This window comes from Falsiroseomonas oryziterrae (genome assembly GCF_021864505.1).
GTDB classification, from domain to species: Bacteria; Pseudomonadota; Alphaproteobacteria; order Acetobacterales; family Acetobacteraceae; genus Falsiroseomonas; species Falsiroseomonas oryziterrae.
In genome coordinates, this window is record NZ_JAKJIB010000731.1 from 1 (window position 1) to 511 (window position 511).

Below are 511 nucleotides of genomic sequence, written 5' to 3' on the forward strand. Positions count from 1 at the left end.
CAGCAGCCATGGCGCCCCTGCGCCGCGGTGGGCGGCGCGCGGCGGCACTGCGAAGGGGCGCTGCGATGGAGAGGGCCGCGGGGCCGGCACGCGGACCGTGTCGTCGTCGCGCGGCGCCATCGCCAGCCCGTCAGGCGCCGATGTTCACCACCTGGACGCGGCGGTTCCGCGGCTCCGGCACCTGGTCGCCGGTCGGCACCAGCGGCGCGCTCTCGCCCATGCCGACCGCCTGCAGACGGCTCGGGGCGATGCCGTGGCGCGAGGTGAGATACTGCACCACCGCCGCCGCCCGGCGCTCCGAAAGCGACTGGTTCTGCGCCGCGTCGCCCACCGTATCGGTGTGCCCCTCGACGCGGAAGCGGAAGGCGGAGAGCTCGGCGCTGGCCAGCGCGCGGCCGAGTTCGTCGAGCGTGCGGGTCGCCTGCGGCGTCAGCTCGGCCGAGCCGCTGGCGAAGTTGACGGTGAGGTTGACCGACGGCGCGGCAGCCGGGCGCGGCGTTGCGGCGGCCGC

At 76.9% G+C, this 511-nt stretch carries 1 protein-coding gene; it reads right to left on the minus strand.

The genetic code is table 11. The features are described 5' to 3' along the window. Window positions 1-130 precede the first annotated feature (130 nt). The coding region (locus L2I40_RS24395; protein WP_237217904.1) for an OmpA family protein at window positions 131-511 on the minus strand (381 nt) is incomplete at its 5' end.